This window comes from Pediococcus parvulus (genome assembly GCF_964063155.1).
Lineage (GTDB): Bacteria > Bacillota > Bacilli > Lactobacillales > Lactobacillaceae > Pediococcus > Pediococcus parvulus.
The window spans coordinates 1,281,585-1,300,142 of sequence record NZ_OZ061292.1; the positions used below are offsets into that span (position 1 = coordinate 1,281,585).

The 18,558-nt window shown below is 37.3% G+C and carries 24 protein-coding genes, 1 tRNA gene and 1 other annotated feature; of the genes, 2 read left to right on the top strand and 23 right to left on the bottom strand.

Features of this window, described 5'->3' with window-relative positions; genetic code table 11:
- Positions 1-13 precede the first annotated feature (13 nt).
- The 8 genes from efp to AB3217_RS06280 all read right to left on the bottom strand — a co-directional run bounded on the left by efp (position 14) and on the right by AB3217_RS06280 (position 4,104).
- Complete coding sequence (efp, locus tag AB3217_RS06245; protein WP_057783474.1) at positions 14-571, bottom strand: elongation factor P; 558 nt, start codon at positions 569-571, stop codon at positions 14-16.
- A 148-nt stretch (positions 572-719) separates the two neighbouring features.
- Positions 720-1,007 carry a 50S ribosomal protein L27 gene (gene rpmA / locus AB3217_RS06250; RefSeq protein WP_057772564.1) on the bottom strand — a complete coding sequence of 96 codons (288 nt, stop codon included), beginning with the start codon at positions 1,005-1,007 and terminating at the stop codon, positions 720-722.
- Between the two features lie 19 nt (positions 1,008-1,026).
- A complete protein-coding gene (locus tag AB3217_RS06255) occupies positions 1,027-1,365 on the bottom strand; it encodes a ribosomal-processing cysteine protease Prp (protein ID WP_057783472.1) in 339 nt (112 codons plus the stop codon).
- 15 nt (positions 1,366-1,380) lie between these two features.
- The gene (rplU, locus tag AB3217_RS06260; RefSeq protein ID WP_057783470.1) at positions 1,381-1,689 is read right to left on the bottom strand and encodes a 50S ribosomal protein L21; all 309 of its coding nucleotides are present in this window, start codon (positions 1,687-1,689) and stop codon (positions 1,381-1,383) included.
- Between the two features lie 12 nt (positions 1,690-1,701).
- Positions 1,702-1,777 (bottom strand) — a sequence feature (ribosomal protein L21 leader region).
- A 59-nt stretch (positions 1,778-1,836) separates the two neighbouring features.
- Positions 1,837-2,463, bottom strand: a complete 627-nt coding sequence (locus AB3217_RS06265; RefSeq protein ID WP_367365823.1) for a TetR/AcrR family transcriptional regulator — start codon at positions 2,461-2,463, stop codon at positions 1,837-1,839.
- Positions 2,464-2,546: 83 nt separating this feature from the next.
- Positions 2,547-2,999 (bottom strand): GNAT family N-acetyltransferase, encoded by a 453-nt coding sequence (locus AB3217_RS06270; RefSeq protein ID WP_367365824.1) that lies wholly within the window; start codon positions 2,997-2,999, stop codon positions 2,547-2,549.
- 80 nt (positions 3,000-3,079) lie between these two features.
- Positions 3,080-3,880 carry a DNA/RNA non-specific endonuclease gene (locus AB3217_RS06275; RefSeq protein WP_057783464.1) on the bottom strand — a complete coding sequence of 267 codons (801 nt, stop codon included), beginning with the start codon at positions 3,878-3,880 and terminating at the stop codon, positions 3,080-3,082.
- A gap of 150 nt (positions 3,881-4,030) precedes the next feature.
- Positions 4,031-4,104: transfer RNA gene (locus tag AB3217_RS06280), tRNA-Arg, on the bottom strand.
- A gap of 185 nt (positions 4,105-4,289) precedes the next feature.
- On the opposite strand from AB3217_RS06280, the gene AB3217_RS06285 reads away from it, so the two are divergent.
- Positions 4,290-4,802: a hypothetical protein gene (locus AB3217_RS06285; RefSeq protein WP_367365825.1), complete on the top strand. Its 513-nt coding sequence runs from the start codon at positions 4,290-4,292 to the stop codon at positions 4,800-4,802.
- A gap of 386 nt (positions 4,803-5,188) precedes the next feature.
- Here AB3217_RS06285 and AB3217_RS06290 read toward each other — a convergent pair whose 3' ends face one another.
- The 8 genes from AB3217_RS06290 to AB3217_RS06325 all read right to left on the bottom strand — a co-directional run bounded on the left by AB3217_RS06290 (position 5,189) and on the right by AB3217_RS06325 (position 12,568).
- Positions 5,189-5,728: a dUTP diphosphatase gene (locus AB3217_RS06290; RefSeq protein WP_068807382.1), complete on the bottom strand. Its 540-nt coding sequence runs from the start codon at positions 5,726-5,728 to the stop codon at positions 5,189-5,191.
- Between the two features lie 18 nt (positions 5,729-5,746).
- A complete protein-coding gene (locus AB3217_RS06295) occupies positions 5,747-6,688 on the bottom strand; it encodes a hypothetical protein (RefSeq protein WP_068807385.1) in 942 nt (313 codons plus the stop codon).
- Positions 6,681-7,559, bottom strand: a complete 879-nt coding sequence (locus tag AB3217_RS06300; protein WP_068807390.1) for an exonuclease SbcC — start codon at positions 7,557-7,559, stop codon at positions 6,681-6,683. The genes AB3217_RS06295 and AB3217_RS06300 overlap by 8 nt, the downstream gene beginning before the upstream one ends.
- A gap of 237 nt (positions 7,560-7,796) precedes the next feature.
- A complete protein-coding gene (locus tag AB3217_RS06305; RefSeq protein ID WP_367365826.1) occupies positions 7,797-9,140 on the bottom strand; it encodes a glutamine synthetase family protein in 1,344 nt (447 codons plus the stop codon).
- A gap of 17 nt (positions 9,141-9,157) precedes the next feature.
- Positions 9,158-9,553 carry a MerR family transcriptional regulator gene (locus tag AB3217_RS06310; protein ID WP_260267618.1) on the bottom strand — a complete coding sequence of 132 codons (396 nt, stop codon included), beginning with the start codon at positions 9,551-9,553 and terminating at the stop codon, positions 9,158-9,160.
- A gap of 92 nt (positions 9,554-9,645) precedes the next feature.
- Positions 9,646-10,899, bottom strand: coding sequence for a methionine gamma-lyase family protein (locus AB3217_RS06315; protein WP_260274388.1), 1,254 nt, complete (start codon positions 10,897-10,899; stop codon positions 9,646-9,648).
- Complete coding sequence (miaA, locus tag AB3217_RS06320) at positions 10,896-11,828, bottom strand: tRNA (adenosine(37)-N6)-dimethylallyltransferase MiaA (RefSeq protein WP_260274386.1); 933 nt, start codon at positions 11,826-11,828, stop codon at positions 10,896-10,898. The genes AB3217_RS06315 and miaA overlap by 4 nt, the downstream gene beginning before the upstream one ends.
- A 5-nt stretch (positions 11,829-11,833) precedes the next feature.
- Entirely contained in the window at positions 11,834-12,568 is a 735-nt protein-coding gene (locus AB3217_RS06325) for a glycerophosphodiester phosphodiesterase (RefSeq protein WP_057783451.1), read from the bottom strand.
- Between the two features lie 89 nt (positions 12,569-12,657).
- On the opposite strand from AB3217_RS06325, the gene AB3217_RS06330 reads away from it, so the two are divergent.
- Positions 12,658-12,834 (top strand): DUF3042 family protein, encoded by a 177-nt coding sequence (locus AB3217_RS06330; RefSeq protein WP_367365827.1) that lies wholly within the window; start codon positions 12,658-12,660, stop codon positions 12,832-12,834.
- A 154-nt stretch (positions 12,835-12,988) separates the two neighbouring features.
- Here the strand turns inward: AB3217_RS06330 and AB3217_RS06335 are convergent, their stop codons facing one another.
- The 7 genes from AB3217_RS06335 to AB3217_RS06365 form a co-directional block, all read right to left on the bottom strand.
- Positions 12,989-13,402, bottom strand: a complete 414-nt coding sequence (locus AB3217_RS06335; RefSeq protein ID WP_057783449.1) for a rhodanese-like domain-containing protein — start codon at positions 13,400-13,402, stop codon at positions 12,989-12,991.
- 119 nt (positions 13,403-13,521) lie between these two features.
- Positions 13,522-14,484, bottom strand: a complete 963-nt coding sequence (locus AB3217_RS06340; RefSeq protein ID WP_057783447.1) for an ROK family glucokinase — start codon at positions 14,482-14,484, stop codon at positions 13,522-13,524.
- 18 nt (positions 14,485-14,502) lie between these two features.
- The gene (locus AB3217_RS06345; protein WP_367365828.1) at positions 14,503-14,724 is read right to left on the bottom strand and encodes a YqgQ family protein; all 222 of its coding nucleotides are present in this window, start codon (positions 14,722-14,724) and stop codon (positions 14,503-14,505) included.
- Positions 14,725-14,785: 61 nt separating this feature from the next.
- Positions 14,786-15,466, bottom strand: a complete 681-nt coding sequence (locus AB3217_RS06350; protein ID WP_057783443.1) for a rhomboid family intramembrane serine protease — start codon at positions 15,464-15,466, stop codon at positions 14,786-14,788.
- Complete coding sequence (locus AB3217_RS06355; protein ID WP_057783441.1) at positions 15,466-16,023, bottom strand: 5-formyltetrahydrofolate cyclo-ligase; 558 nt, start codon at positions 16,021-16,023, stop codon at positions 15,466-15,468. The genes AB3217_RS06350 and AB3217_RS06355 overlap by 1 nt, the downstream gene beginning before the upstream one ends.
- A gap of 73 nt (positions 16,024-16,096) precedes the next feature.
- Positions 16,097-16,246, bottom strand: coding sequence for a 50S ribosomal protein L33 (rpmG, locus tag AB3217_RS06360; protein ID WP_074693824.1), 150 nt, complete (start codon positions 16,244-16,246; stop codon positions 16,097-16,099).
- 160 nt (positions 16,247-16,406) lie between these two features.
- Entirely contained in the window at positions 16,407-18,464 is a 2,058-nt protein-coding gene (locus AB3217_RS06365) for a peptidoglycan D,D-transpeptidase FtsI family protein (RefSeq protein ID WP_367365829.1), read from the bottom strand.
- Positions 18,465-18,558 lie beyond the last annotated feature (94 nt).

Sequence of the window (18,558 nt, forward strand, 5' to 3'; positions counted from 1 at the left end):
CCTCCTGCTAAAATTAAGCTCGGGAAACGTAAGTCCCATCAGTTGTGTTAATAATCAACACATCATCTTCATTAACAAAAAACGGAACTTGAACCGTTAAACCCGTTTCCAAAGTTGCTGGTTTAGATCCACCAGTAGCCGTATCACCACGGATTCCTGGTTCTGTATCAGTCACCTTTAAATTAACGGTATTTGGCAAATCTACTCCCAAAGTTTCATCACCGAACATAATGACACTAACTTCCATGTTTTCAACTAAATAATTTTTTTCTTCAGAAAGATTTTCTGCAGGAATTTCTAGTTGCTCATAAGTATTATTATCCATAAACACAAAATTGTCACCATCATTATACAGATATTGCATTTTTTTAGTTTCGATGATAGCTTGTTCCATTTTTTCACCAGCACGGAACGTCTTTTCTTGAACCGCATCTGTTCGTAAATTCTTTAACTTTGTTCGAACAAACGCGCTTCCCTTACCAGGTTTTACATGTTGAAATTCCACAATACGCCAAATTCCACCATCAACCTGAATTGTTAAACCATTTTTAAAATCTGAAGTTGAAATCATTTTTTTACCTCCAAAATTCTTTACACCTAACTATAGCAATACCAGTAGCCTAAAAGCAAGCTAAGTTAAACGGGTTACATTTATTTTAAAGCATTTTGACAAAAAAAGAACCAGAACAACTTATGTGTTCTGGCTCCTCACATTAAAACTATTCTGCATCTGCTGCGGGATAAACAGAAACCTGACGTTTGTCACGTCCTTTACGTTCAAAACGGACAACACCATCAGTCAATGCAAATAATGTATCATCATTTCCACGACCGACATTTGTACCAGGATAAATATGAGTTCCACGTTGACGGTAGATAATCATGCCACCCTTAACTGGCTGACCATCGGCACGCTTTGTTCCAAGACGACGGCCTGCTGAATCACGACCATTAGAAGTGGAACCTCCACCTTTATGATGACTGAAGAATTGTAAATTCATTAACATAGCTTTACACCTCCGAATATTAATCTTGAATGTTTATTTTTATAAATTGTGAATAATTCTGAGAAATATCTTGCATTCCAATAACAAAGCTTTTTAAAATTGCCTGCATTTGTAAAAGCCGATCTCGATTTTGAATCACTGGAAAACTAGCAGACAAAAGGCCACCATTTTCCTCATCCATCTTCGTTTCTGGTTTTACGCCAGCAACCTGTTCCACACTATTGATCGTATTGATCGCCAGTACTGAAGCAGCCGCACAAACAATATCTTGTCCATATGGACCGGAATCAGCGTGACCAATCATTTTAAATTGTTCAACACCAGTTTGTGAACTTAGCTTAATTGTCACTTTTATCATCGAAAATCCTCAAAATTAAGCGTTGATTGCGTCGATCGTAACCTTTGTGTATGGTTGACGATGACCTTTTTTGGAATGTTGGTTCTTCTTAGCTTTGTACTTGAAAGTTGTTACTTTCTTGTCTTTGCCTTGTTTTTCAACAGTACCATTAACAGTTGCGCCATCAACAGTTGGTGTACCGATCTTTGTTGATTCACCACCAACGAAAAGAACTTGGTCAAAAGTAACCTTGTCACCTTCGTTAACGTTTAATTTCTCAACAAAAATGGATTGACCTTCTTCAACCTTAAGTTGTTTACCACCAGTTTCAATAATTGCGTACACAGTGTGCACCTCCTCATTTCTAATACTCGCCAGCTAAAAGTGTCTAAAATAGAACTTAAAAACTCGAGCCGTGCGGTTGTAGCTGTGGAAGCCACAAATACAACATTACAATAATATCAAAATACCAGGAAAAAGTCAAATCTTAGTTCATTTAACAAAAAAATCACTTACCCCAATAACAACCGTACTTTTAGTACGAATTAAATTATACATCTTATTGCTGACAAAGCGGGGAGAATACACCCCACCACCTGATAACCACTCTTGCATAATCCCCAGCAATCCGGCAATCACAAAATCAGCCTCCACCTTGATATTTGCCGATTGTAAATTTTCCTTCAATTCCAAGGATTCAAAAAAAGTATCCAAATAATGATGAAAACCAAGTTTTATTTTTTCGGTGAAATTGTTTTCACCCACTAGACCGAATAACACCATGAAAACCTGATAGTTATCTGCCATATATTTAAAACCTTTTCCCAGTGAAAAAGCGCGAACTGTATGCTCTGAAACGACCATCTTTTCGTTTAGAGAACTTTTAGCGTCCACTAAGGCACATTGAAAAAAATCCGTAACAAAATCATTCACTATAGTCTGAATAAAGTCTTGTTTATCATGGTAGTGCAGATAAAAAGTTCCGCGCGTAATCTCTGCTGTTTCTGTAATTTGTTGAATACTCAAGCTTTGCGTACTTTGTTTAGATAACAGCTTGATCAAGGCCCTTTTTAACTGCTGTTTTGTTTTCATAATTCGAGGATCTAATTCACTAGACATGTTCTTTGCTCCTAATTTAAAATCCATTCAGAACTTGATTCTACGGTACTTTTAATAAAAAAACAAAAAATTAGCTTTTTAACTCAAAGTTTCTGTCGAAGCATTAGCATATCATGCAATTGAAGCCCGTTTTCAAAAATGGGGTCCGCATAATTATCGGTAAAGAAATTTGTTTTGACTTCAAAACAACGAAATCCCATCTTTTGGTAAAGGTATAATTGCACAAAACTTGTTGATCCAGTAGCAACCAGCATTTCTTGATAGTTCTTTTGTTTAGCATATTTAAGCGCAAATTGAATAAAAAATTGAGCCTTCCCTTGATGTTGAAGTTTTGTAGCAATTGAAATATTTTTCAGCTCGATTTGTGTTTGGTTAATTGGGGTTAACACTAAGACTCCCACCAGTTTTCCCTCTTCTATCATTTGAAACCCAACGCTGTGTTCAAGATAGTGTGCCACTAGTTTTCGATTGGGATCTGCAATTAATAATAATTCATAGTGCTCATTCTTAAAGGTAGTTATCTGCGAAATTTCCAAAATTATTCCTCATTTCCTGTAAATGGCAAACTGGTTGGATGTCCGTGTTTAACAACTTGATACACATTTTAAAGGTGTCTTTATTCACTTACTTTCATCGATGAATCCAATTTGGATCGTCCAGTTTTGTAGTCAAATTTAACCCCAGGTTCGACATTCCAAACAAAAACGTTAAAGTTTAATGATTGGTCAGTTGATAGTGCTTGTAGATGATACCCAAGTGGCATCAGACCACGACCTTTAAAAACTGTGGTAACTTTATATATCACTTTTTTATCCGCTTTTAACGCCTCACGAACTCTTTGTTCAAAGAGTTGCATCGTCCGTTGATTACTAAATTCAGTTTGTGTCGCCAAATTTTTGGGATTGTCTATTGAGCCTAAGGCGTTTTCATCATATTTTCCCTCATCATCAATTTTTCCAGTGACTGAATAGGCTAGCAAATGTCCGCGATTCAAAATTTCAATTTTTCTGTCTCCAAAGGACACTGTTTTTTGATGCCATCCTGTTGGCTGCCATCTCTGGGCACTACGTGTATCTGAACGCACTAAATTTCTGCGTTCAAGATACCCAATTGCTGTAGTCGTACGATTCAGATTATCCAAATTACCATAATCAATCTTGTTTTGTTTCCAGCTAGAAACTGCCAAAGTACTTTTGTTGTGATTGACCTCCAAATATGATGCTGATCCACTTTTAAAAGTTAATTGACTTAAATTCTTATCTGCAACATTTTGTACAGTTGTTTGTTTGGTGGGTAAGCTGGTTTCGTGACTGTTGTATTGGCTAACGTACTGGCCAATTTGTCGTTGATTAACACCAAATAGTGACGCGACAATAACGATAATCGCCACCAACCAATTTATCTTTCGCTTCTTCATCTTTTCTCCCCTATATTTAAACCAAAATTTAATCAAAGCCTTTTTCGTGAAACAAAGATTTGCAAACAGTAATTTTTTGCAAAACAAAAAATCAAGAATGCCATTACATTGGTATTCTTGATTTTAATAACTGTATCCACGGTTTTCCAATGAACCGGGTGAGGTTCGAACTCACGACCCTCCGCTTAGAAGGCGGATGCTCTATCCAGCTGAGCTACCGGTCCGCGCTTTTGATTATAAGTTAAAAAAAAAAGTTCGTCAATACCGTAACCGTGTTTTACTCTGACCATAAGTAAACTACTAACCTACCATTAATTTGATTAATTCGACGGAAGTATTAAGTAAATGCTTTCATTCTGCATCATTTTTAGGTATCATAGGGATAGCAAGAACGAAGGAAGTTGATGAAATGAAAAAGAAAATTTACTGGTTAATTCCCTTTCTCATCCTAGGATTATTTTTAACCGGATGTAGCCGTAACAAAGTGTATGGCACGGTCGTCATTAGTTCTGAAAAATATAATCAAGTACAGACTGATAAAAAATATGTCAATCAGCTATTGAAATCTCTAGAAAAATTTGATTCTGAAAAACCAGAGACGGCCCAAAATATTTATTCAGCTGTCAACAAATTGAATAAAGAAGCCAGCAAGAATATGACTAAACAAGATAAGAAAAAATTACGCGAACTCCTGATTACTAATGATAAGAGCATTAAAAATATCATTAAGAATGCTTACCAAAATCATTATGGATTTGATGATGATCTTTCTGGATCAATTAGTACCGAATTTTATAAAGTCATTCATTTGATCATAAATCCAATCACTAAACAATCTGCAAATCGAAAAAAAGTTTATAACCAATTCATCAAAGATACTAAGGCTCAACAAAAATTGAATAATGTGGGCACCACACAATAGGTTGTCCATAATTTAAAGAAGCTGAAAAATAATTTTTCAGCTTCTTTTGAGTTCTAACGACAAATATTGCTCTTTTTTTCAAACATATTATGGTTGTAAAACCCGTGAGCATATCATTTGAAACATTACTGTAACATTGTCATAATGAGAATGTAAAATTCGAATGGAGGCGTTTCTATGGGACCATTGATGATCATTCTTATTATTTTTATTTTTGCGGTTATTGTTCAAGTGATAAACGATTGGGATTCTTTGTTTCCACAATCTCAGCCACGCTCAAAACATAAAACCATTAAGAACAATTAATTAAGCGATTGTATTGTAGAAATATAATGAAGTACACAGACAAAAAGAGACCTCATGGGGTCTCTTTTTTGTTTGATTCATTAGTAATTATTTTCTTGTCGTTGATAATTGATTTTATTCTTCTGATCAAAAGCCCTTTCAATTTCGTCAGCAGAAAAACCAAAACCCGCCATGCCCATTTTTAAATACAAATGCCAAGCATGCCGAAAGTTATCCGGTCGGTTACTTACAAAACTACTGAACAACATAGATTTAATTGCCAAATAGGTATCCGTTAAATCTAATTTTACCGAACTAGTTTCTAGTTTTTGGAATTGTTCTGGGGTCAGATCAACATTTTCAACCCATTGCTTTTGACTGGCAAACAGTAAAAAGAAATCAATCGCATCCACATACTCAACTAACAACGTTTCACGAATTGTTTTTCCTTCGTCATGTTTGCCTTTGTGCGCTTTCCAAACTTTAAACCATTCAGAAGTATTGGCAACTTCCGAAAGTTCAACATCTAAAGAAAGTAAAGTATTTTTAATTCGTGCAGGCCAACTAAGTGTCAGTCCCTTTTCCTCGGCAATGCTTCTGTCTAATTGAATAGAAGATTGCATCATTTTAGGAATATCCAACAATTTTTCCACCTACTCTTAAGACATTTTTGAACCGATTTGTAATTCATCAAGATTGTCCAAGAACCACTTCTTCAAAAATGCAAATTGATTAAATATTTCAAAAAGAGAATACTTCTCGGCAGGATCCTGAACTGTAATCACCCAATGACCACTACCATCAGCAGCTACTTCTTTATACAGACTAAAGATAATTTGATTGCCCAGGTCCAAGAAAGCCCCTTGAACAGCATCCATATTTTGCAACATTAAATTGTTATCTGCTGTAGCCACAAATAATTTATCCATAATCTGTTCAGATAAATCAGTTTTAGCAAGCACATACTTTTTATCATTAGAAGCATCTAACATATTGAAATCAACATTAAACCCAAAATCAGCCACCAGGTATTTTCCAAATTGAATGAACAAATCAACCGCATTTGTTACGGCCTCGTTATCTGATTTGCCACTCCACTCTGTGATAAAGAGCTTTGTAATGGTGTCCGAATTAAAGTACATTGTTTTTTCTCTTAAGTTCAAAGAAAAAATAACTTGGTGACTATTTTGTTCCACATAAAAAGCACCATCCTGATTTGGTCGTTGCTCAAAATGGAACTCTTCCGAATCATCAATACTTGGAAAAGTCTGAAAAAGAGTATCAGCCTTAAGATTATCCTCACGAGAATTTAGGACGGCATCTTTATCATCATGCAATTCTAACAACCGACTCATAAAAATGAGGTAATAATCATTCGCATCATATTTGTGAGGATAAACAACATAGTCAGTATCCATCTGAAAGTCAAATAAAGCCGTGGAAGCGGCCAAAAGCTCATTGGCATCCTTGGTATTAGTCAACTGATCAAATAACTTGGTAAACTCAATTCCATGTTGCAAACCAGCTTTTAGAGAATCACTATATGCAACTAATCGACCATTTGTCGTCAAACTTGAAGGATTCAAAGATTCATTACTCATCAGCACGCACCTTTTCCTTTCCAATCAAGCTTGTTAAATAATCAGAATATAGTTTTTTGGAATGGTTAGTAAACGACTCAAAACTTCCAAAAGCCTGTTTGATTGCTTGTTTTTCGTAACTTAAGATTGTGTCTTCTTTTGAAAGAGCCAAAATTCGATCTTCATTACTCTTCATTGTATTTCGAGCATCGGCAGCCTTTTGATCCTCTTCAGTTAACTTAGTTAATTCATCTTTAAGCGCCTGGCGTTCTTCTTTGACCTTGCCGCTTTCCCAAAATGAACTGTTAGAACTCGTGTCCGCCAATTGATCACGTAACTGTGCCTTACGTGAATCACGTTGATCCTGATTGCTAAGTAACGTTTCTAATTGCTTGTTTTCTTCTGAAATTTTAGCAATGTTTTCTGTATTCAAATGTTTGTTGTTGGCATCCAACTGGAAAGTTCCAGATAACTTTTGATACTCGTCCTTATCAAATTGAAATTCAAGATTTAAAACATCTAAATACCCAAATTCACGACGATCCCACCAATTACCGAAAAGAATTTTGAATTCTCCTTCAGCAATTTCTCGGTAGTAAAAGAATGGATAAATTTCAGCTAAGTAGTCAATTAATTGATAGCTCAAATAATGAGCAATTTGACTTCGTACATCATCCACCAAACTGAAATAACCACTTTTTGCCGCTTCATTGGTACTTGAAATTTCAGTATGATAACGTTCTGGATCTAGTAATTCATATGTTAACCGATCATCTTGTTGATCAACTGCGTCTTGTAACGCATTCAAATAAGCGATTTTACCTGAAAGACTCTGTTTTAACTTTGCGTTTGGCTGTTCTTGAGATTCAATCGTGTTTTCTTCATCACTCATGTGTATCGCTCCTAATTTTGTAAGTATCCCCTACATTATTGATTACCTCTAATGTAACAAATAACTGAGGAATCAACAAAGGATTTTTCTTATTCCTTACTAAATTTTAACAGATAAATCTGATCATGACTAAAAAAGGTTTAAAACTCATGATAAATTTTTAAAAAGTTTAAAAAAATGATCAATTGCCAGACAATTAAGTCTTGGCAATTGATCATTATATATTCTCTAATCAGATTAGTACTGTTCCAAATATTGATCTCGTTCCCATTGTGTAACTTCTTGTCGATAAGAGGCCCATTCTAATCGCTTAGCTTCCAAAAAGCTCTGATAAATATGTGTTCCTAAAGCCTTTTCCATCACATCATCAGCCTCGAAAGCCTTTAAAGCATTATGCAATGTAGATGGTAAGTCATCAATATGATTTGCTTTTCGCTCAGTCTCATCCATCCGATAAATATTACGATCAATTGACTTAGGTGGTTCAATCTTGTTACGGATTCCATCCAAACCAGCTTCTAGAACAGTTGCAATTGCCAGATAAGGATTAGCACTAGGATCAACACTCCTTAATTCGAGGCGAGTGGACAACCCACGACTGCTTGGGACTCGAATTAATGGCGAACGGTTACTACCTGACCAAGCCACGTATACTGGGGCTTCAAATCCAGGTACCAAACGTTTATAGGAGTTCACAATTGGATCACAAACAGCGGTAAAGCTCCGAGCATGTTTTAATAATCCTCCTAAGAACCAATAAGCTTCCTGAGATAACTGCAAGTCATTCTTTTCATCATAAAAAGCATTGCCCTTATTATGGAAAAGAGACATGTTTAAATGCATCCCTGAGCCATTAATACCATCCAGTGGCTTTGGCATGAAGGTGGCATGCAAATTATATTTACGAGCTACCGTCTTCACAACCAGTTTAAACGTTTGAATATTATCTGCAGCTGCTAAAGCATCTGCATACTTGAAATCAATTTCATGTTGACCAGGCGCAACTTCATGATGAGAAGCTTCCACGTCGAAGCCCATGTTTTCAAGTTCTAGAACGATATCACGACGACAATTTTCACCAAGATCCATTGGCGCCAAATCAAAGTAACTACCTTTATCGTTTAAATTAGTAGTTGGTTTCCCGGTTTCTGGATCTAACTTAAACAAGAAGAATTCAGGCTCTGGCCCAATATTAAAATCCGTGTATCCTGCTTCACGCATTTCTTTTAAAACACGAATTAGGTTATTCCGAGGATCACCTTCGAAGGGTTCACCATCTGGCGTATAAACTTCACAAATGACACGAGCAATTTTTCCATGTTCATTTCCCCACGGAAAAACCATCCAAGTTGAAAGATCAGGATAAAGATACATATCACTTTCTTCAATGCGCACAAAGCCATCGATTGAAGAACCATCAAACATTAATTTGTTATCAAGCAATTTATCTAGCTGACTAACTGGCACCTCAACGTTTTTAATAATCCCAAATAAATCGGTAAACATCAATCTTAAAAATCGAACATTTTCCTCTTTTGCCATCTTGCGGATTTCATCTTTGGTATATTGTTGCTTTGCCATGTATATCGCTCCTATTCTTATTTTTTGGAAAGGTCATCAGATGGAAAACTTGGTTCACTTCCATGATTTAATCCTGCAATTGATAAAAATTCATGTTGTAATACTTGACGAACATCTTCATCAGTTACTGGTTTTTCTAATGCTTTACGCTCTTTTTGTTGATGTTTGGCTTGTTTTTCATAAACACGCTTAATTTCAGTCATATTAAAGCCCTCGTCAAGATAGCCTTTAATATCAAGTAAGCGATCTACATCAATTAATGAAAACTGACGGCGATTACCTTCATTACGCGCAGGTTTTATTAATCCCTGTGTTTCATAATAACGAATCTGCCGTGCACTCAAAGTTGTCAACTTCATGACTGTTCCGATCGGTAAAACTGCTCGTGATCGTTGGAGTTGTTTTTCCATCATGACACCCCTCCTTTCAAAAACAAGTTCATTCTATCAATGCAGCCAATTAAAGTCAACGTCTCATGTCACAAGATATGACATGAGACGCTTGTTTAAAAGAATAAAGTTGAAACAGCTTCTGTAATTGCAATTTTCACATGCGCATAAGTCAAACCGCCTTGGATGTACAAAGTGTATGGTGGACGAATTGGACCATCTGCAGAAAACTCAACACTAGCACCCTGAACAAACGTACCGGCAGCCATAATAATCTTGTCATCATAACCTCCCATTTCACTTGGAACTGGATCCACATATGAATTAATTGGTGAATAATGTTGGACTGTTTCGGCAAACTTGACCATTGAATCCGGTTTGCCAAAATTAACGGTTTGAATTAAATCTGTGCGTGGTGCATTCCATTTAGGACTGACATTTAGCCCACATTTTTCAAGAATAGCACTTTCAAATATGGCACCCTTAATTGCCTCTCCCGTTACATTTGGTGCCTGAAAGAATCCTTGAAACATACTCTCTAATGTATTTAGGGTAGCACCCTCATCTTTCCCTGATCCAGGAGTTGTTAAACGATTCCCGATTTGTTCAATCAAATCTTTTTTACCAACAATGTAGCCACCAGTCTTGGCCAGACCACCGCCTGCATTCTTAATAAGAGACCCGGCCATCACATCGGCACCAAATTCAGTAGGTTCACTAATTTCAGAAAATTCGCCATAACAATTATCAATAAAAATTTTAACGTCTGGTTTGAGCAATTTAATGAATCGAATCATGTCTGCAATCTGAGCGACCGTAAAACTTTCCCGAGTTGCATAACCTCTTGAACGTTGAATGGCTACAACCTTAACATCGCTGGATAATTTCTTTTGAACATTAGTTTCAGAAAAATGCCCCTCCGCATCAAGATCGGCATAATCAAACTTAATATTAAAGTCTTTAAGAGATCCGGAATTTTTCTTACCCGTTAGACCAATAACTTCTTGAACCGTATCATAGGGCATGCCAGTTACATATAATAGCTTATCTCCAGGTCGAAGCATCCCCCACAATGCTGTACTGATCGCATGCGTTCCAGAAATAATTTGTGGTCGGACCATTGCATCTTCTGTTTTGAACACGTCCGCATAAACCGCATCTAAAGCATCCCGTCCGCTATCATCATAGCCATATCCCGTTGAACCATTTAGTTCTTCTTCAGAAATCTTTTCTTTTCGAAAAGCATCCAAAACTTTTTTCTGATTAAAAAGTACTTGTTCATCAATTTCCGCCAATTTAGGTGCAATCTGTTGATCAACCTCTTGCACTAACTCAACTAATTTACCGTCTAAACCATCTGTCCATTTCATCGTTCATTTCTCCTAACCCATTTTTGAATCTTTAAAATAATTTGCTGTTCTTCATCCGGTTGCCGAATGATATCAAACCAATTTACATCCATTTTATTTCGAAACCATGTTAATTGCCGCTTGGCATAATGGCGAGAATTTTGTTTAACTTTTTCAATCACAAGTTCTTTAGAAAGGTGATTTTCAAAATAAGGATACCATTCTCGATACCCGATTCCTTTCCCAGCCGGCAGATCCTGTCCACCTTGCCCGTACAACCACTTTGCTTCATCTTCCAAGCCATCAGCTACCATTAAATCTACACGCTGATTAATCCGCTTATACAGCAACTTCCGATCTGTATTGAGACCAATCAATAACGCATCATAAATTGTTTTACTATCGTCATTTTGTTCCGAAAATAAGTGACCAGTTTTATCAAAAACTTCGAGTGCCCGAACCACTCTTACTTCGTTAGTGACGGGAATTTTTTCCGCAGCCTTGGGGTCAATGGCATTTAATTTTCTCCATAACTCCTTTTGAGAATGGCTCTTCGCATACTCATGCCACTTATTTCGTGTCTTCTCACTCGAGTCATAGGTATCATTTCCCAAGGAGAGATCTTCTAACAGAGCTTGCAAATAAAAGCCAGTTCCACCAACTATAATTGGTAAATGTCCTCTAGAAGTGATTTGTTTAATCTGTTCAGCTGCTTGCTTTTTGAAATCTGAAACTGAAAAGCGCTGATCAATTTTACAAATATCAATTAAATGATGGGCAACCCCCTGTTGATCCTGCTTGGAAATTTTAGCCGTCCCAATATTTAGCTCCTGATAAACTTGCATGGAATCACCGGAAATAATTTCACCATCAAATTTTTTAGCTAGTGTTAAAGATAAACTTGTTTTGCCAACCGCAGTAGGCCCAACAATCGCTAATACTTTATTCATGTTATTTAACCACCTTGAATTGCTTGACGAATGATTCCTGCGCGACCTGGATAATCAGTGATAATCCCATCAAAATGTCGCTTGAAACAGTAGCGCATATCCTCTGAGCTATTCACCGTCCACGGTCGCAACTGGACATGTGGCAAGAAGAATCGATGCGCACGAACCCAACGAATATCCGGGTGCCAGTCTTTGACAATCCGGCTTCGGTAAAACTTCCGAGCAAACTTAGTCTGTACCTTAAACAAACTTGCGTACTCGATAGACGGATTTAGCGCATGCATTTTCACAAGTGATTGTGGATGAAAACTAGAATACACAATTTGAAAGGGAACTTTTTGTTGATTCATGTACGCCGAGACTTTCTCCTCAATTCCAGGATATTGAATTTTATCGGTCTTAAGTTCTAAATTAAAAAGACCCGTAAATCTTTTTTTAATTAATAATTGGACAACTTCATTTAAGGTTGGAATCCGCGTACCCAAGTATTCATAACCAAAATAACTTCCCGCATCTAGTTGCTTTAATTCCATAAGTGTTTTATCGTAAATTCTTCCCGTTCCACTTGTTGTCCGATCCACTGTTTCATCATGCATGATAATCAAATGACCATCCTTTGACATGTGGACGTCCGTTTCAATCCCGTCCGCTCCCTCTTCAATGGCTTTTTCAAATGCTGGCAACGTATTTTCAGGACGAATTCCTTTACTTCCACGATGAGCAATTATTTTTGTTAACATAAAATCATTCCCGTTCACTTAATTTACTGGATATTTTAATCAAAAGCAGTCATAATAAAGGTAACCAAAGATAGAAAGGGGTTTCAAACATGAAAAATTTTACTAAAGGCTTTATCGTTGGTGGCTTTTCCGTTATCGGTGCTGCCGCCGCCGCTCTCTATACCTTCCACAAAGTTATCGCTCAACCAATTGAGGATCAGGAAAATCGTGCAACCGAAAATCGTAAGCGTGCCATGCGAAAACAACGTTCAGCACATAACGGTTAACTTCCCTTAAGGTTAAAAGACTGAAGATTCAGTCTTTTTTTGTTGGCTTAACATTAACATACTTAGGATTTCTTTCTAATAAAAAAAGAGATAAAGATTATTAAAGGATGACAATACACACATTCACCTCAATGACTCTTTACCTCAGATTTAATTAATCTTTCTTTTTGGTTTTGCCATTCCAGCGTTGGAAACCATACCGAAGGATAAAAAGCTGTTTATAGCTTTTCTTTGCTAAAAATATTGCAGCTCTCGAACTCAAACTACGGCCCTGATCATAAATGTAAACTGGTAAATCAGGTCGAACTTCTTGAAAACGACTTTTTAATGTTGAATATGGGATGTTACGAGCACCCAATATATGACCGGCATCAAAATCCTTTTTCTCACGTAAATCAATAACTTGTCCTTTGTGCATGCCTTCTTGAAAATCTTCCTCGTCCAATACTTTTGCAACTCGGCCACGTTTCCAGACTACATACCCTTGATAAACAAAATAAGCCACAATCAAAATAATCAAAATCGTATTAATTATAAAACTTGCTTTTGAACTTGCACCAAAAACCACTGTACATTCCTCCTATGTCAACCAATTTCATTTTACACATAAATTAGCACTTTGCCTAGTCTAGAAAAAATAAAAAAGCCGTTTGGGAAAATCCCAATACCGGCTTAATTCAAACATTCTTAGTTAAAGCTTAATGCCAATGAAGCCGCACCGATAACGCCGGCATCATTGCCTAAACGAGCTAATTTCAAGCTTGTTGAGTTACGAACTGTAGTAAATGCAAATTCTTGGAAATAATGATCGACTTGTTTTAACAAGTAATCTCCTGCAGCAGAAACGCCGCCACCAATAACAATGCTCTCAGGATTCAAAGTATTAGCAAGGTTGCCTAAAGCCAATCCCAAGTAGTAACAAACCTTGTCGACTACTCGAACAGCCAAAGTATCGCCACTTTTAGCTAGATCAAATACTAACTTAGATGTAATATCTTGGCCATCATCAGTTTGGCGTTTTAACTCTGAATCACCAGAGAATTCTTCCGCCATATCACGAGCTACATGGACCACACCTGTGGCGGATGCATATTGTTCCAAACATCCTCGTTTGCCACAAGTACACAAGTACCCATTAGGTTCAACAGTCACATGACCAATTTCGCCAGCTGCTCCAGCAATCCCGTGGAGTAACTGACCATCGGCAATTAAGCCACCGCCAATTCCAGTTCCTAAAGTTACAAAGGAAACATTAGTACCGTTCTCACCAGCACCCTTCCAGCGTTCACCAAGGCCAGCAACATTGGCATCATTGTCCATTGTAAATTTAATGCCCGTACCAGCTTCAATATCGGCTTTTACATGTTGAGTTGTTTTCCAGTTTAGGTTATAAGCTCCAACAACTGTTCCATTTTCACGGTCAACTGTTCCTGGTGTTCCCATACCGATTCCAATAAATTGATCTTTATTCATATTGTAAAGATCAATATGGTGATTAATTGATTCCACAATATCTGGCACAATATGGCTACCTTCATCTAAAATGTTAGTTTCCACACTCCACTTTTGTTGAACCTCTCCAGCGTCTGTTAAAATAGCAAACTTAATGGTTGTCCCACCAAGGTCAACCCCAATCAACTTGCGATCCATTGTTTGTTTCCTCCAATATTAATATAATTTGTTTGGCTCTTTTGCACGAACCTCTTCTAAATGATGTTCACGTCGCAGAATCATAACCGCTTTAACGTAGGTTTGATTCTCCACCACATCGGCATCGTGTAAATGTTTCAGTTCAATACTCATTAATTCAATGTCCCATATGCGTTTACCCACATAGACATAAATTCCAAACTTTTTGAGTAACTGTTGCACATCATAAAGTGCTTTCATAGACATCATCCCAATTAATTATACAGATAAAATTAGATTTGTAAACGTTATTTTAAGAAGACTACTGGTAAATTAGCTTTCCAAAAGTAACCGCAAACAAAACAACTAGTGCAACTGTTGCCACAATTCGTTTTGGAATCTCAACCTTACCAATTTTAGGAACCCCCACAAGATAACCACTCAAGAATCCAGCTAATATACCGCCAATATGAGCATAGATATCAATTCCAGACTCCAACAAGCTCGAAGCCAGAGCCAAAACAACGAATAAGCCAAGCTGACGGGCCATAACATGGATGTACGGATTAGCATGGAAAGACTCTCCTAACATTAGCCAAACGCCAAATAGACCAAAAATTGCCCCACTTGCGCCGGCCGACAATGAAAGTGGATTTCCAAAAACCAAACTTACCAAATTACCAAATATTCCAGCAATAAAATAGATCAGTAAGAATTTAAAATGACCAAACAAATTTTCAATTTGCATACCAACAAAATATAAAGTCACCATATTCATAACAATATGAGTGAGACCAATATGAATAAACATTCCGGCGATTAGCCGCCACCACTCACCATTTTCCACAATTAAAGGTTTAAAAACAGCACCGTATTGGAGTAACGTTTGGGTGTTTTCGGAACCACCATTGATCGTCATTAACCCAAATACAATAAAATTGATTATAACTAAACCAATTGTCATATATGGCTGTCGGTCCCACCTTTTTAAAGTTTGTTGCATTAGTTTACCTCACTTTTAATCAAGGTTTGAATAGGAATATCATGTGATTCGACTGGCCATCCTGGTTGCTCAAAATGTTGGACACTCAGCACTAAACTGATTGTTTTACCAGAATAGTCGTCCAAAAAACGGTCGTAATAGCCACCACCGAAACCCAGACGAAAGTTTCCTGCGTCCGCAAATCCTAACCCAGGAACGAGAATTAAGTCAATGCTGTCCTTTGAAACAGTAATCCCATTTTCGGGTTCTAAAACATCGAATTTACTCTTAACCAATTGTGTTTGGAAATCCAGAATTTGAAATTCCATTTGCCAATTTGGCAACGTTTTCGGAATCACAATGGTTTTGCTTTCCAAAGTTGCCTGCTTAATAACTGGTGTTGTATCCACTTCGATACCCCCACTCATGGTTGTAGCAATCACAGAAGAATTCTCCCATTCTGAACTGCTGAAAAGTTGGTTATATAACCTAGCGGATTCCTGCTTTTTTTTTGCTTTATCCAGACTTTGCAGTCGACCCAATTGAACTGTACGTTGCTTCTTTTTTTCTGGTTGCATCGGCATTCCTCAATTCACGTTTTTTAAAACTAATAAAAAAGATCGGAACAAAATTCGATCATTTTGTCCAATCTTATTTGGTTTCGCGGTGTAATGTAACCTTTCTTTCACGTGGGCAATACTTATTTAACTCCAAACGATCCGGATTGTTACGCTTATTCTTGCTTGATAGATATTGTCTGTTATGACATTCTGTACATTCTAATGTAATGTGTACGCGCATGGCTCCAACCTCCCAACTATAAATTCTGATGGGCGTTGCGCCCTCAACTTAAGATATGATACCACAATAATACTTAATGACGCAAGCATGTTTCAAAGATTCCCCCAAAACCGCTTAATCAAACAGCCTATTGACTTATAACCAATTGTCAAAATCTAATTTATTTGGAACTACTCTTTGTTGTTGAAGTACTTTCAACCATCTTCCAATAGGCTGCATAGACCTTCTTAGCAAGGGCAATATTATTGCTCTCAGCACTTTCTCCTAAACCTGGCATTGCAATTGCCACAACTACTTTTGGATTTTTTGATGGTGCATAAGAAGCCAAACTTAGTGTGACGGTCGTTTTACCATTTGTAGTTGTTTCGGCTGTACCTGTCTTTGCAGAAATCTCAGGACTAATACTTGCCAGCGAACCACCAGTTTTATAGGTATTTGTTCCGTGGACAACTTTATATAAGCCATCAGTAACAACTTTCTTTTCAGCAGCTGTATCATCAATGTAATTTAACGTCTTTGGTTCAATCGTTTCCTCAACTGTTCCCAAACCACCTTTAGAATTTGTGCCTCTAACTTGAGAAACAACATGCGGCGCCAAACGATATCCGCCATTTGCAATGGTAGACATATATTGTGCAACTTGAATTGTGGTATAAGCATCGTAGTTTCCAAAAGATAAATCTAGCGCTTTACCTATATTGCTTTCACCACTTGGTCCTTGATATCCAGATGATTCCCCTGGAATATCAATTCCTGTGTAAGTACCTAAACCAAATTGTTCAAAATAACCCCGCATTTTTGTAAAAATACTTGATTTCATCCCTAATAAACTTGTTCCTGAAGAATAATTAAAGCCAGCTTCTTTCATTGCCAACTGCATCATGTACGAGTTAGAAGATACTTCTAGCGCTGTTGAAGCCGTTACCTTCATGTTGGCGCTCCCTGTTTTATTAAACCACGATGCCTTTGCACTCGTACCAGCAAGTTTAATTGGCTGATCAGTTAAAGTGCTATTCGTTGGTGTAATTACACCGTCCATCAAGGCGCCAGATACCATAGCACCCTTGACAACGGACCCCATGACGATTGGCTCATTGATCGTTCCCAGCGCATTATTTGTCAGCTTTCCTGTACTTGTATTACGATCAGCACCAGCTAAAGCAATAACCGCTCCGGTATTTGGATTCATGACAACCGCGTAAGCGCCAGTTGACTCTCCACCAGCACTTGATGTGGCTGAGCGAACATACTGTTGAATCTTTTGCTGAAAAGCAGCATTGATAGAAAGAACAAGATTGTCACCCTTTTTACCAGCATATTGTTTAACTTCTTTTTTAATCGTGCTGTTTCCGCTAACTTCGACTCGTGTTTGCGATTTGGTTCCTTTCAGAATAGAATCATATTCTTTTTCCAAATAGCTCTGGCCGACACTATCGTTACGCGAATAGCCCTGCGCCAAGAGAATGTTTACCTCGTCACTTGGCAAACCAACCTTAGCACTCGAAACCGTTCCGGCAATACTCTTAATCGAACTTCCTTGTGGATAATCACGAGACCAGCTGGTTCCCACTTTAACCCCAGGTAGTTCTGATAAATGTTCACCAATTTCTGCAACTTCCTTAGTAGAAACACCGGATTCTTTCAGATAAACCGTTGATAATTCATAGGCACCATTCATGAGACTAAAAATTTTGGCCGCGTTTTGTTCTGTTTTTGTTAAATTGACAGTCTTTTTAACCTTCTCAACCGCTAAATTATAAAGGGCTTTGCTTCCATAATCACTGTGATTCTTTATACTATTTTCTACTTTTTTTAAATTAGAAGTTTTGGCCAAATAGTAATCCGCTTCATCTTGAGCGGAAAGTGTCGAGGTTGAGACCTTCATATACCGGCCTAATCGATTAGCTGTCTTTCTCAATGTTGAGGATAAAATATTAACCCCCTTGGTATATTGAATAGCTTGGTGCGATTTATTTCCCACCAGAACTTTTCCGGTTGAGTCATAAATTTCACCTCGTTGCACATTGCTAGTTTCGACTGTAGTATCAGTTCGATCAACATCCGCCACATATTTGGATCCATTAAAGATCTGCAAATAGGCAAGTCGCCCAATTAAGGTGACTAGCAGAATGACAACAATAATAAAAATGAGATTGAGCCGAAATGGTAGTTCTGATTTCGTTTTACGAATTTTAGATGATTCTTTATTTGATTTCAAAATCTTAAGCTCCTTCACGCTACTTCATCATTCTAACAAAAAAATCAAACTGCTTCTATAACTTGTTCACATTTTTAGATTATCTTAGTCAATG